Annotated in this window: 12 protein-coding genes and 1 pseudogene; 2 read left to right on the plus strand and 11 right to left on the minus strand. The window is 51.6% G+C overall.

Features of this window, described 5'->3' with window-relative positions:
- The first annotated feature begins 183 nt into the window (after window positions 1-183).
- Window positions 184-1297 (plus strand): annotated as a pseudogene (locus ACJHX7_RS06815) (YhcG family protein).
- Between the two features lie 59 nt (window positions 1298-1356).
- Here the strand turns inward: ACJHX7_RS06815 and nanQ are convergent.
- From nanQ to nanR, 6 genes are all read right to left on the minus strand, one after another.
- Window positions 1357-1821: an N-acetylneuraminate anomerase gene (nanQ, locus tag ACJHX7_RS06820; RefSeq protein ID WP_000979888.1), complete on the minus strand. Its 465-nt coding sequence runs from the start codon at window positions 1819-1821 to the stop codon at window positions 1357-1359.
- Entirely contained in the window at window positions 1818-2693 is an 876-nt protein-coding gene (gene nanK, locus ACJHX7_RS06825) for an N-acetylmannosamine kinase (RefSeq protein ID WP_000208998.1), read from the minus strand. The genes nanQ and nanK overlap by 4 nt, the downstream gene beginning before the upstream one ends.
- On the minus strand, window positions 2690-3379 hold the full coding sequence (locus ACJHX7_RS06830; protein ID WP_000054239.1) for an N-acetylmannosamine-6-phosphate 2-epimerase: 690 nt from the start codon (window positions 3377-3379) through the stop codon (window positions 2690-2692). Before ACJHX7_RS06830 ends, nanK begins: the two co-directional genes overlap by 4 nt.
- 47 nt (window positions 3380-3426) lie before the next feature.
- The gene (gene nanT / locus ACJHX7_RS06835; protein WP_000108473.1) at window positions 3427-4917 is read right to left on the minus strand and encodes a sialic acid transporter NanT; all 1491 of its coding nucleotides are present in this window, start codon (window positions 4915-4917) and stop codon (window positions 3427-3429) included.
- Between the two features lie 108 nt (window positions 4918-5025).
- Window positions 5026-5919 carry an N-acetylneuraminate lyase gene (gene nanA, locus ACJHX7_RS06840; RefSeq protein WP_000224714.1) on the minus strand — a complete coding sequence of 298 codons (894 nt, stop codon included), beginning with the start codon at window positions 5917-5919 and terminating at the stop codon, window positions 5026-5028.
- A 121-nt stretch (window positions 5920-6040) separates the two neighbouring features.
- Window positions 6041-6832: a transcriptional regulator NanR gene (nanR, locus tag ACJHX7_RS06845; protein ID WP_000523843.1), complete on the minus strand. Its 792-nt coding sequence runs from the start codon at window positions 6830-6832 to the stop codon at window positions 6041-6043.
- 379 nt (window positions 6833-7211) lie between these two features.
- Between nanR and dcuC the strand changes: the two genes are divergently transcribed.
- Window positions 7212-8579 (plus strand): anaerobic C4-dicarboxylate transporter DcuC, encoded by a 1368-nt coding sequence (gene dcuC / locus ACJHX7_RS06850; RefSeq protein ID WP_410231548.1) that lies wholly within the window; start codon window positions 7212-7214, stop codon window positions 8577-8579.
- A gap of 43 nt (window positions 8580-8622) precedes the next feature.
- Here the strand turns inward: dcuC and sspB are convergent, their stop codons facing one another.
- From sspB to zapE, 5 genes are all read right to left on the minus strand, one after another.
- On the minus strand, window positions 8623-9120 hold the full coding sequence (sspB, locus tag ACJHX7_RS06855) for a ClpXP protease specificity-enhancing factor (RefSeq protein ID WP_000366126.1): 498 nt from the start codon (window positions 9118-9120) through the stop codon (window positions 8623-8625).
- Between the two features lie 5 nt (window positions 9121-9125).
- Window positions 9126-9764, minus strand: a complete 639-nt coding sequence (gene sspA, locus ACJHX7_RS06860) for a stringent starvation protein SspA (protein ID WP_000257293.1) — start codon at window positions 9762-9764, stop codon at window positions 9126-9128.
- Window positions 9765-10157: 393 nt separating this feature from the next.
- Window positions 10158-10550, minus strand: coding sequence for a 30S ribosomal protein S9 (gene rpsI, locus ACJHX7_RS06865; protein WP_000829818.1), 393 nt, complete (start codon window positions 10548-10550; stop codon window positions 10158-10160).
- A 15-nt stretch (window positions 10551-10565) separates the two neighbouring features.
- Window positions 10566-10994 (minus strand): 50S ribosomal protein L13, encoded by a 429-nt coding sequence (gene rplM / locus ACJHX7_RS06870; RefSeq protein WP_000847559.1) that lies wholly within the window; start codon window positions 10992-10994, stop codon window positions 10566-10568.
- Window positions 10995-11212: 218 nt separating this feature from the next.
- Window positions 11213-12340: a cell division protein ZapE gene (gene zapE, locus ACJHX7_RS06875; RefSeq protein ID WP_001192358.1), complete on the minus strand. Its 1128-nt coding sequence runs from the start codon at window positions 12338-12340 to the stop codon at window positions 11213-11215.
- Window positions 12341-12348 lie beyond the last annotated feature (8 nt).

A 12348-nucleotide genomic window follows, 5' to 3' on the forward strand; every position in this document is an offset into this window, starting at 1 on the left:
GCTCTGTCCCAGCGCCGCCTCCTCAGAAAAGAGTCGGCGCTGAAATTCTCCTTTCGTACTGGAAAGCGCCTCGCATAATCTGAAGAAAACCAATGTAATACGCACATCTGGATTGTTACCGGCAGATACCCGGCGTATAGCTGATTCCATTATTCAACGCAGCGCCATATAAAGGGACAGATAATGGAATCGCTCTCAGAGAGAACCTCAACAGGCTACCAGCAAATCCACGACGGTATTATTCACCTGGTCGATAGCGCCCGGACAGAAACGGTACGTAGCGTTAACGCGTTAATGACCGCGACGTACTGGGGAAATTGGCCGACGGATTGTCGAATTTGAACAAGGTGGTGAGGCCAGAGCAGCTTATGGTGCACAGCTTATCAAACGGCTCTCAAAGGATTTAAGTCTAAGGTATAAGCGTGGGTTTTCCACCAGAAATTTATGGCAGTTTAAGAATTTTTATATTTGTTTTCAACGAATTGAAATTGTGCAGACACTGTCTGCACAATTCACCCCCACAATTCGCCAGACACTATCTGGCGAATCTTGCCATTTAGCGCAACTGGCCAAATCCTTCCCCCTGCCCTGGTCCACCTACGTCCGTTTACTTTCCGTTAAAAACGCTGACGCCCGCTGCTTTTATGAAAAAGAGACGCTCCGCTGTGGCTGGTCTGCTCGTCAGCTCGAACGGCAAATTGCGACCCAATTTTATGAACGGACACTACTGTCACATGACAAATCAGCCATGCTGCAACAACACGCTCCTGCCGAGATGCATATTCTTCCGCAACAGGCGATACGCGATCCCTTTGTGCTCGAATTTCTGGAATTGAAAGATGAATATTCAGAATCTGATTTCGAGGAGGCGCTGATCAACCACCTGATGGATTTCATGCTGGAACTTGGGGATGATTTTGCCTTTGTTGGTCGGCAGCGAAGGTTACGCATTGATGACAACTGGTTTCGGGTCGATCTGTTGTTTTTCCACCGCCGTTTACGCTGCCTGCTAATCGTCGATCTAAAAGTGGGCAAATTTAGCTATAGCGATGCCGGACAAATGAATATGTATCTCAACTACGCCAAAGAGCACTGGACGCTACCGGATGAAAATCCGCCCATCGGTCTGATTCTCTGTGCAGAGAAAGGAGTCGGAGAAGCGCATTATGCACTGGCTGGTTTACCTAACACCGTTCTGGCGAGTGAATATAAGATGCAACTACCTGATGAAAAACGACTCGCGGATGAACTCGTTCGAACACAGGCGGTGTTAGAGGAAGGCTATAGACGCCGTTAATTTCAGCGGTTTCGAATTCTCCAGACACTGTCTGGAGAATCTTTAAAACGAACTAAGTTTTAAGCCATTAAATCAGCCTTAACCTTCACCACAACCTTTTTAATTTCTCCAGGCTCGCCAACAACGCATCCTGGTTTATGCGGTTCTCCCGGCATAAACACGGCGAACATTCCCGGTTTTAAGATGATGGCTTGCTCGTTCTCAATGGCGCTGCAAAGCTGGTAATCATCCTCATGGTGGAACTCTTCACACTGACGCGCAGTGCCTGCCGTGCCAAACAGAATCCGTTCCTCACCGTTTAATAACAGCTGGATATCAATGTATTGCTCGTGCAGCTCCGCTTTTTTCTCAACGGGCGATTGAGTGTTAAACGTCATGACATTCATAAAGATATTGTCACCCTGTAATTCGTAACGGCCAGGCGCTTTTTCTTGCGGTCTGGCAGCTAATGCCAGCGTTAACGCGTCCTGTAACGCAGGATGTAATCCGGCAGACGGTAATGACTGTACTTCACCCATCATCATAATTTTTCTCCCTGGGCCAACAGCGCAGCCCCAAGTAAACCTGCATCATGGCGGTAGTGCGCCGCCAGTAAATCAACATGAAATGCCGCTGGCTCCTGCGCCAGATACGTTTCCACCAACGCCAGATACCCTTCTGCCAGACCAACGCTGCCACCGACCACTACGCACTGACAATCAGTTGTGGCTTTAATATCAGCGATCAGCCTTGCCAGCACATGTGCGGAGCGGTGAATCAGTTGCTGCGCCTGCTCATCGCCCTGCCCGGCGTGCGTGAAAATAGTTTTCGCATTCGCACCAGCCAACTCCCCTTGCGCCGCCGCCGCAATGCCGCGACCAGAAGCAATCGCCTCCACGCAACCTGTGCGTCCACAGCCGCAGACTGGACCATGCGGATCGGCAAGCGTATGCCCGATGTGCCCCGCCAGACCGCCAGGGCCGGTAAGCAGTTTGCCGCCGCTCACTACACCGCCGCCGACGCCAGTGGAAACGGTGATAAACACCATATCGGTTATATCGCCTTCCAGCGCCTGATACTCCGCCCACGCTGCTGCCTGCGCGTCGTTAATGGCAATGGTCGGCAAATCGGTAAGTTGTTCCAAAGTTTTGACTAACGGAAAGTGTAGCAATCCACCGAGATTATGCGGATTCAGCGCCAGCAGGCTGCCGTCGCGAATAATTCCGGTAGAAGCGATGGCAACCCGCTGCGCATGAGCTTGCAACGGAGAGACTAATGCGGATAAGGCATCACGCAAGGCTTCTGGTGTCTGGCTGGCAGGCGTAGGAAGTTCTCGGCGATCGCGGATCTGCCCGTCAGCGCCAATCAGCGCGGCGGCAAGTTTAGTACCGCCGATATCAATCGCCAGTGTGGTCATAGCACCGCCTTTTTCATCGCTGTGTTGTACCACTGACAAATGTGTTCAAGACGCGTAATGGCAGAACCGACCGTCACCGCCCACGCGCCGTGGCGCATCGCATCCGCCGCCTGAGCAGGCGTGTTGTAACGCCCTTCGGCAATCACTCGACATCCGGCGTCGCTCAACGTTTTCACCAGCGCCAGATCCGGCTCTTCTGGCGTTTCAGGCGTGGTATAGCCAGAAAGCGTAGTGCCAATAATTTCGGCTCCCAGCTTTTGGCATGCCAGGCCGTCTTCCGGCGTTGAGCAGTCGGTCATCGCCAGTAAACCGTGATGATGGATACGTGCCAGCAGCGTTTCAACAGGCACCGGACGCGGGCGGTCGGTGCCGTCAATGGCGATAATGTCCGCGCCCGCCTGCGCCAGCGCATCGACATCTTCAATATAGGCCGTGATACGTACCGGAGAATCCTCCAGATCGCGTTTGACAATCCCGATAATTGGCACGCTCACCACCGCACGCGTGGCTTGCAGATTTGCCACACCTTCAATACGAATGGCAACCGCGCCCGCCTGCTCTGCCGCTAATGCCATGGCTGCGACGATTTCGGGTTTATCGAGCGGGCTGTCAGGAACCGGCTGGCAGGAGACAATCAGGCCACCGTTAGCAGCGATTTTTTGATCCAGTTGTGCAAGTAACGACATACATCTTCCCTTAGCGAAAGGCCCGGTACAGAGACCGGGCAACAGGATTAACTTTTGGTTTTGACTAAATCGTTTTTGGCGCTGCCAAACGGCACGGCACCGCTAAATGGTTTGCCGTCGATAGCGTCATGAGTACGCAATGCTTCCGGGCGCAGCCAACGCTGAACGCGAGAAGGCATATCCAGACCAATCAGCAGGATCACCACAAACGTCAAACTGAACGAGAGCGATGCCAGCGCAGTACCCAGATCCAGACGTTGAGCGATCAACGCGCCGATGATTGGGGCCAGTGCGCCGCCCAATGCGCCAACGTTGTAGGTAAAGCCCAGGCCCGCTGCACGCTGGTCGGTATCGAAATAACCGCCAATCAGTTTCGGTAAGATCCCGGCGATCCCTTGTCCAAGCATTTGCTGGAAGAACAGTAACAGACCGAGCACCCAGACGTTTGCGCCGCCAATCGCAAATACCGGAATAATCAGCAGCTGCGAGGCCAGCAGACTACAAACGTACGCTTTGCGGGTTCCCAGCCAGTCACCGAGGAAGCCACCGACGCAGCACCCCACCGCCGCGCCAAAGCCACTAAAGAACAGCACATTGGCGACAGTATGCGGGTCATAAGCCAGATCGGTTTTCAGATACGTTGGCAGCAGCGCCTGAATCGGCCATGAGTAGAGGAAAGCAAACAACACGACCACCATCAGCATTACGCCCGTTGGCCAGCGTTTGCCCGTACTCTGCACCATAAAGCTGATAAAGATTGCGGCGCATAACAGCCCAAGAACAGCGACGATCGCGGCATTTTGCAGGTTACCGGCGAAGCAGAACCACAGCGCAGTAGCCGCCGCCAGTGTCATTACGATATTGGCAATGCGATGTTCACCACGGTAGAGAATATCCACCATTGTGCGTACCGGTGCTTTACCCCCGTGTTTCTCTTTCCAGTCTTCCGCTTCCGGGATGTTTTTACGCAGCCAGAGAGCAAAGATGATTGGCAAAATGCCGATAAAGAACAGCGCACGCCAGCCCCAGACCGGAACCACCAGACTATAGACCTGAGCGGCAACGACGGCCCCCACTGAGAAGCCGGAAATCAGAAAACCACTGGCTTTGTTACGCAGATGCTTTGGCCAGCTTTCAATGACATAGGTGGCGCTGGAACCGTATTCACCCGCCATCCCCATGCCGATGACCAGACGAGCGATAAACATGGTGATGTAGCCTGGCGCAAAGCCGCAGGCCAGCGTCCCGGCCGAGAAGAGAACGATGCTGGTGACCATTGCCAGACGACGCCCGTAGCGGTCACCCATAGCGCCGAGCATCAGGCCGCCGAACCAGCGAGAGATAAAGGCTGCGGAGATCAGACTTGCCGCCTGCACCGTCGTGAGCCCGAATTCACCCTGTACTTCGGTGAGTACCAGGGCGATTAAAACGAAATCAAAACCGTCAAGCAGATATCCCAACCAGGCAGCGGAAAATGCCCGCCATTGTGCGCGGTTAAGATGGCGATACCACGGGATATTCTGGGTTGTAGTACTCATTGTGAGTCTCCCGCGGTGGGCGATGCCCACACGCTTTGGTATGAAAATTGTAGGGTACAGATGCGTTTATTTCCCCTCACCCGGTAGGGGCGAGCGAGGGGAAAAAACTCACCCGCGCTCTTGCATCAACTGCTGGGCCAGCGCCTTCAGTTCTGGCAGATATTTTTCATCTACCGGACCAAACGGTTTGCGGCACAGCGGCACAGAAACGACATCCATATAATGGAGGACAGTTTTCAGGCCGCGGAATACACCCGTTTTGATCAGTAAATCAATGACTTTGTTGCACTCAGTTTGCAGTTTCTGCGCGGTCTGGATATCGCCTTCTTTCAGCGCCTTCACGATCCCCTGATAACGCCAGCCCATTATGTTGTAAGTGCTGCCGATACCGCCGTCTGCGCCCGCCAGAAGACCAGAGGCGAAGATTTCGTCGTAACCGTTATAGAGCACCAGATCAGGATGTTCACGACGGATCTGCTCCATCTGATAGAGATCGCCAGAAGTCTGTTTCAGCGCACCGACGCCAGGCAACGTAACCAGAGTGTTGATCTGATCCAGGGTAAGTTTTACCCCACTCAGGGCTGGAATGTTGTACACCACCATCGGCAACCCATCCGCTGAATCAATAATTGCCCGATAGTGATCGCAGTGTTCTTCAAAGCTGAAAGGATAGTAGAACGGCGTAACGGCAGAGACGGCATCGAAGCCATAACGTTTAGCCGATGCCGCAAGTTGTTGGCTTTCAGCAGTGCTGACGCAACCTACGTGAGCGATGAGTTTAATCTTGCCTTTCGCCTCTTCGGCGACGATTTCCAGTACCTGTTCACGCTCGGAAAGGCTTTGTACAAAGGCTTCGCCGGTAGAACCACCCACGTATAAACCGTCGATGCCCTGCTGAATATTGAACTGAACCAGGCGACGCAGACTCGCTTTATCCAGTGCTTGTTGTTGATCAAAAGGAGTCAGGAGTGCGGCCATTACGCCACGTAAATTCGTTGCCATAAATACCTCTGAAGTGATGCTTGTCTGATAAACGATATACCTTTATACCTGTTATACCAGATCAATTAAGCAACACCCCATACAGAAAGCTTATAATGCGATCTGCTTCACTAAAGTGGCATTATTTCTTTTTGTTGGTGCTCTGACCGAAGGCATGCCAGGTAGCAGAGACGCTGTTGAGATGCGATTGCAACGCGCGATCGGCTTCATCGGGATCGTGGCGGCGGATCGCGTCAACGATCGCAATATGCTGTTGATAGCTAACGTTGTTATGCTCGTGCAGAGCCTGATCAGCCACGGTTGGGCGTGCGGCGATCAGCCAGTCGAGCAGGGCAACGTGGATCGCCATGAAGATTGGGTTACCGGGGATCTCCGCCAGCACGCGGTGGAAATCAACGTCTGAACGAATGAATGCCGCGTTGTTATCCAGCGACTGACTGTTGATTTCCAGTGCTTTTGCCAGCAAATCGATTTGCTCATCGGTGGCGTGTTCAGCCGCATAGCGCACCAGGCTGGATTCAAAGAACAGACGTAATTGTTCGAAATGGGCAATCCCGCCAGGATGAGAAAGGAAATCTTTCGCCATGCCGGAAAGCTCGCCGATGATGGTGTCCGCAGAAGGACGTGAGACGCGAGCGCGTTCGCCGTTGTTTATCTGCACCAGACCTTTGCGTTTTAACGCTGCCAGCGCTTCACGCACCGAAGGACGCCCGACGTTAAAGAACGCCATCAGTTCGCGTTCAGACGGTAATTGTTCACCTTCGCCAAATTCACGACGGCGGATCATCTGTTCCAGCTCTTCTTCCACCATTTCGGAGAGTTTTTTACGCGCCAGCGGGCGGCTGCGTAAGTTGCGGCCAATTGCAGGTGAAGAATCTTCGGTTTGCGAATCAAATGCGTTCATAAGGCCCATTCTGTAAGGTCAGTGTGATTAACATCATCAGTGACATCCTATCACAGGATTGAAAGTAGGGGGAAATGGCGGGGTTTTCTCTTTGTGCCTCATCATTACTATAATTAACTGAATAATTAACTATTGCGAAAAATTAATGTAACGCAGATAAAAACATCCCGACTGAATTATTCATAAGACTATTAACAAGTATTATGAATATTATGAATGTGTTCTTACAAAATAATCATAAGCGCATATTTTTTAATGAAAAATCACCTCATCTACAATTAAAAACACGACATCCGCACCATAAATAGCCTTGCAAAAAATATAACATCATTGTTTTCAATCTGCCGTTTATGGGATTGACCGTTTTCTTTTGACACGGAGTTCAACAATGTTCGGCATAATTATATCTGTCATCGTATTAATTACGATGGGCTATTTGATCCTGAAAAACTACAAACCTCAGGTGGTGCTGGCTGCCGCAGGTATCTTCCTGATGATGTGCGGTGTCTGGTTAGGGTTCGGTGGTGTGCTCGATCCCGCCAAAAGCAGCGGCTACTTGATCGTCGATATTTATAATGAAATCCTGCGCATGCTGTCCAACCGCATTGCCGGATTGGGGCTGTCGATTATGGCAGTGGGCGGTTATGCCCGCTATATGGAGCGCATAGGGGCAAGTCGCGCGATGGTGAGCTTGTTAAGCCGCCCGTTAAAACTCATTCGCTCGCCGTATATTATTCTGTCGGCAACTTACGTCATCGGCCAAATCATGGCGCAGTTTATTACCAGCGCCTCCGGTCTGGGTATGTTGCTGATGGTCACCTTATTTCCGACGCTGGTGAGTCTGGGAGTAAGTCGCCTCTCTGCGGTGGCGGTTATCGCAACCACGATGTCCATTGAGTGGGGGATTCTGGAAACGAACTCCATTTTTGCTGCCCAGGTCGCAGGAATGAAAATTGCCACTTACTTCTTCCACTACCAGCTTCCGGTCGCCTCTTGCGTCATTATCTCGGTGGCGATCTCCCACTTTTTCGTGCAACGCGCTTTCGACAAAAAAGATAAAAATATCAATCACGAACAGGCAGAGCAAAAAGCTCTCGATAATGTCCCGCCGCTCTATTACGCCATTTTACCGGTGATGCCGTTAATCCTGATGCTCGGCTCGCTGTTCCTTGCCCACGTCGGGCTGATGCAGTCAGAACTGCATCTGGTGGTGGTGATGTTACTGAGTTTGACGGTGACGATGTTTGTTGAGTTCTTCCGCATGCATAACTTGCGCGAAACAATGGACGATGTGCAGGCGTTTTTTGACGGCATGGGTACGCAGTTTGCCAACGTGGTAACGCTGGTGGTCGCGGGTGAAATATTTGCGAAAGGCTTAACGACGATTGGCACTGTCGATGCGGTTATCAGGGGGGCGGAGCATTCTGGTCTGGGCGGTATTGGCGTGATGATTATTATGGCGCTGGTCATTGCCATTTGTGCCATTGTGATGGGCTCAGGCAATGCGCCGTTTATGTCATTTGCCAGTCTTATTCCGAATATCGCAGCCGGACTACATGTACCAGCGGTTGTAATGATTATGCCGATGCATTTTGCCACGACGCTAGCGCGCGCTGTTTCGCCGATTACTGCGGTGGTGGTCGTTACGTCAGGAATTGCAGGCGTTTCGCCTTTTGCGGTAGTGAAGCGGACAGCGATCCCCATGGCAGTCGGTTTCGTGGTGAATATGATTGCCACTATCACGCTATTTTATTAAGCGATTAAAAAGACAAAACAGGCCGCCAGGGCCTGTTTTAGTATTACTTCACAACGCGTAATGCTGGTCGACCACCGCGTGGTGGCTGCGGTGGTTCATCGTCAGGATGAGTGTCATCATCGTGATCTGGCTTGTCGCCATCAATAACCGACATAACGGTTTCGTTGTCTGCCGATGCCTCTTCATCATTCATGATGCTGGCATCTTCATCGTAGGCAGCTTCAGGCTCAAACATCGTGCCTGCGCCATTTTCACGGGCGTAGATAGCCAGCACCGCAGCCAGCGGCACAGAAACCTGACGCGGAATGCCACCAAAGCGCGCGTTAAAGCGCACCTCATCATTCGCCAGTTCCAGATTGCCGACAGCTCGCGGCGCAATGTTGAGTACGATTTGCCCGTCACGCGCATATTCCATAGGAACCTGCACGCCAGGGAGCGTCACATCCACCACCAGGTGCGGCGTGAGCTGGTTATCCAGCAACCACTCATAGAATGCACGCAGCAGATAGGGACGACGTGGTGTTAGCTGTGACAAATCCATACAGATTAACTCCGGCCCAGACGCATTTCACGTTCAGCTTCAGTTAAAGAAGCAAGGAAAGAGTCACGCTCAAAGACACGGGTCATATAGCCTTTCAGCTCTTTCGCACCCGGGCCGCTGAACTCGATGCCCAGTTGCGGCAAACGCCACAGCAGCGGAGCAAGGTAGCAATCGACCAGGCTGAACTCATCGCTCAGGAAGTACGGCTTCTGACCGAAGACCGGCGCAATCGCCAGCAGTTCTTCGCGCAGTTGCTTACGTGCGGCATCTGCTTCAGAAGCTGAACCGTTGATGATGGTGTTCATCAGCGTGTACCAGTCTTTTTCGATGCGATGCATGTACAGACGGCTTTCACCGCGAGCTACCGGGTAAACAGGCATCAGTGGCGGATGCGGGAAACGCTCATCCAGATATTCCATAATGATGCGAGATTCCCACAGGGTCAGCTCACGATCCACCAGGGTCGGAACGCTCTGATTCGGGTTGAGGTCAATCAGATCCTGAGGCGGATTGTCCTTTTCCACGTGTTCGATCTCGAAACTTACACCTTTCTCAGCCAGCACAATGCGGACCTGATGGCTATAGATGTCAGTAGGACCGGAAAACAGCGTCATTACCGAACGTTTGTTGGCAGCGACAGCCATGAAAACCTCCAGGTATAGTCAGAATTTTTACTGCTACCAGCCACCAGGTGGCCAGTCAGAAGTTGTGTTACCCAGTAAGGAACGACTCTCTTTGTTCGAAAATCAAACAAAAAATGAGCAATACCCGACATTTGGGCAGAAAATTGGATGATAGTTTACCAGATTTTGCGACCTTTGTGGTGAGTCGATGCCGGAAATGGGGAAAAAGAGATGCGCTTTAGTCTGAAATAGTTGACTTAGTCCCTTATTGGCGATGTGGTTTTTGTTTTGCCTGTTGTCAGACGGCAGCAAAAAGCAACTTTCCATTTTTTACGCTGATTCAGAATTTAGCCATAAAAAAACCCGCCGAAGCGGGTTTTTTCGCAAATTGTTTTCTGCCGGAGCAGAAGCCAATTAACGTTTGGAGAACTGCGGACGACGACGTGCTTTACGCAGACCGACTTTCTTACGTTCAACCTGACGAGCGTCACGAGTAACGAAGCCAGCTTTACGCAGTTCAGAACGCAGGGACTCGTCGTATTCCATCAGAGCGCGGGTGATACCGTGACGGATCGCACCAGCCTGACCAGAGATACCACCACCTTTAACGGTGATGTACAGGTCCAGTTTCTCAACCATGTCGACCAGTTCCAGCGGCTGACGAACTACCATGCGGGCAGTTTCACGACCGAAGTACTGTTCCAGAGAACGTTGGTTGATTACGATTTTACCGTTGCCCGGTTTGATGAAAACGCGAGCTGCGGAACTTTTGCGGCGACCAGTGCCGTAGTATTGATTTTCAGCCATTGCCTATAATCCCGATTAGATGTCAAGAACTTGCGGTTGCTGTGCCGCGTGGTTGTGCTCGTTACCCGCGTAAACTTTCAGTTTACGGAACATAGCACGACCCAGCGGGCCTTTTGGCAACATGCCTTTAACCGCGATTTCAATCACACGCTCAGGACGGCGAGCAATCATCTCTTCAAAGGTCGCTTGTTTGATACCACCGATGTGGCCGGTGTGGTGATAGTACACTTTGTCAGTACGCTTGTTGCCGGTTACAGCAACTTTGTCAGCGTTCAGAACGATGATGTAATCACCGGTATCTACGTGCGGAGTGTATTCCGCTTTGTGCTTACCGCGCAGGCGACGAGCCAGTTCAGTAGCCAGACGGCCCAGAGTTTTACCGGTCGCGTCAACAACATACCAGTCGCGTTTTACGGTTTCTGGTTTAGCTGTAAAAGTTTTCATTAAAAGCTTACCCAATAAATAGTTACACGTTGGTGAACACCCAAACGTCTTCAATTGTTGAGGTTCACACGACAAAGTCCGGCAAACCTACCCCTTCGAATAGCCTATGCCAGCACACAAAAAGTTTTGGGAAAAAAACTTTCTTGTAACGTGGGGTCGCAGGATTATAGAGAAGTCGGGGTCAAAGATCGACCCCTTTTTGTGATTTGTGGCAGGTTTTAACCCGCTAAATGCTCGCGCTTCAGATACTCTTCGCTTTGCATCTCTTGCAGACGTGACAGGCAACGCTGGAACTCAAATTTCAGCCGCTCGCCCTGATAAATGTCATATAGCGGCACTTCTGCACTCACCACTAATTTGACATGGCGCTCGTAAAACTCATCCACCAGCGCAATAAAGCGCCGCGCTTCGCTCTCCATCAACCGCGTCATCACTGGTACATCAAACAACATGACCGTGTGAAAGAGGCGTGAGAGCGCAATATAGTCATGCTGACTACGGGCGTCGACGCACAGCGTAGTAAAAGAGACCGCCAGCGTCTGGTTCTCGACGCCCATTGTCGCCAATGGCCGATGGTTGATTTCTAATGTCGGTGAATTTTCTCGTTTCGCCCCCGCCAGCGCCAACCATAGTTTATCCATTTGCGCCCGAGTTTCATCGTTGAGGGGCGAAAGCCACAGATGCGCCTGAGTGAGTGTACGCAGTCGATAATCAACACCAGCGTCCACGTTCATTACATCACAATGCTGTTTAATGGCATCGATTGCAGGCAAAAAACGCGCACGTTGTAGGCCATTTCGATAAAGTTCGTCCGGCGGAATATTTGACGTCGCTACCAGGGTAATACCGCGGGCGAACAGGGCTTTCATCAGACCGCCAAGTAGCATGGCATCGGTAATATCAGAAACAAAAAATTCGTCAAAACAGAGCACGTCAGTTTCTGCTTTAAAGCGATCAGCAATAATTTCCAGCGGATCGGTCTGCCCCTGTAAGGCAGTTAGCTCTTCATGCACCCGCAGCATAAAACGGTGAAAGTGCAGGCGCTGTTTCCGCTCTCCCGGCAGGCTTTGATAGAAAAGGTCCATCAGCCAGGTTTTCCCGCGTCCTACACCGCCCCACATATATAAGCCACGCACTGGCGTATGCTTTGTGTCTTCGCGTTTACCCCACAGCTTACCGACCCGCGCCATTAGCCCACTCGTCGTGGGGGCTGGAGGCGTGCTATTGATGAGTTCCTGATAAATAATTTCCAGGCGGCTGACGGCCTCTTTTTGAACGTCGTCGGGTTGATGGCTGCCTTCATTGAGCGCCTTCAGGTATTGCGATGTTGGGGTAACGCTTTGCATGATCTTAT

The sequence above is a fragment of the Escherichia sp. WS1451 genome (assembly GCF_046487365.1).
Classification (GTDB): Bacteria; Pseudomonadota; Gammaproteobacteria; order Enterobacterales; family Enterobacteriaceae; genus Escherichia; species Escherichia coli.

Coding starts and splice junctions, on each gene's coding strand:
- sspB (WP_000366126.1), bottom strand. CDS start 9,120: ATGGATTTGTCACAGCTAACACCACGTCGTCCCTATCTGCTGCGTGCA.
- nanA (WP_000224714.1), bottom strand. CDS start 5,919: ATGGCAACGAATTTACGTGGCGTAATGGCCGCACTCCTGACTCCTTTT.
- nanQ (WP_000979888.1), bottom strand. CDS start 1,821: ATGATGATGGGTGAAGTACAGTCATTACCGTCTGCCGGATTACATCCT.
- nanT (WP_000108473.1), bottom strand. CDS start 4,917: ATGAGTACTACAACCCAGAATATCCCGTGGTATCGCCATCTTAACCGC.
- ACJHX7_RS06830 (WP_000054239.1), bottom strand. CDS start 3,379: ATGTCGTTACTTGCACAACTGGATCAAAAAATCGCTGCTAACGGTGGC.
- dcuC (WP_410231548.1), top strand. CDS start 7,212: ATGTTCGGCATAATTATATCTGTCATCGTATTAATTACGATGGGCTAT.
- nanK (WP_000208998.1), bottom strand. CDS start 2,693: ATGACCACACTGGCGATTGATATCGGCGGTACTAAACTTGCCGCCGCG.
- nanR (WP_000523843.1), bottom strand. CDS start 6,832: ATGGGCCTTATGAACGCATTTGATTCGCAAACCGAAGATTCTTCACCT.
- sspA (WP_000257293.1), bottom strand. CDS start 9,764: ATGGCTGTCGCTGCCAACAAACGTTCGGTAATGACGCTGTTTTCCGGT.
- zapE (WP_001192358.1), bottom strand. CDS start 12,340: ATGCAAAGCGTTACCCCAACATCGCAATACCTGAAGGCGCTCAATGAA.
- rpsI (WP_000829818.1), bottom strand. CDS start 10,550: ATGGCTGAAAATCAATACTACGGCACTGGTCGCCGCAAAAGTTCCGCA.
- rplM (WP_000847559.1), bottom strand. CDS start 10,994: ATGAAAACTTTTACAGCTAAACCAGAAACCGTAAAACGCGACTGGTAT.